The 463-nt window shown below is 47.7% G+C and carries 1 pseudogene; it reads left to right on the top strand.

The annotated features are described in order from the left end of the window. Positions 1-74: 74 nt before the first annotated feature. Positions 75-463 (top strand): annotated as a pseudogene (locus CIK04_RS30390) (hypothetical protein); the annotation flags it as partial.

Here is a 463-nt window from a genome sequence, read left to right on the forward strand (position 1 = left end):
CGGCACCATCGCTTATGAGTTAGTGACTAAACTTACGTCACGCGTTGAAATGTCTTATAGCGAATAAATCACTAATGAATCAAACCTGTTTTCGCTTGGTGCTTGCGGCAACTGGCTTGTGTGCTCTGCCAACTTGGGCTGATGGCTGGCCAAGTTGGTCTCCAGACACGGCCGTAGTTCCTTACTATTTTGTCAGTGATAGCATGGGTAATACTCTGGGTGTTGCAGGACTTGCAAAGCACGTAGGGCAAGCCAATGCTTCTGTGTTGGGGACTGCGCTTTATTCTGACAAAGGAAGCTATGTCACTTATCTTTCGGCATCAAATTACCAAGTGGGTGATTTCTGGTTGCTGGGTGCGGAGAGCTATCAGGGGAAGTTTGTTGATTACGACTATTACCTTGGTGCCAACGCCAGTAATGATTCAACAGCGGCCGATCGAACGATAGCGACAGGTAAAGAAGC

This window comes from Vibrio sp. 03_296 (assembly GCF_002265885.1).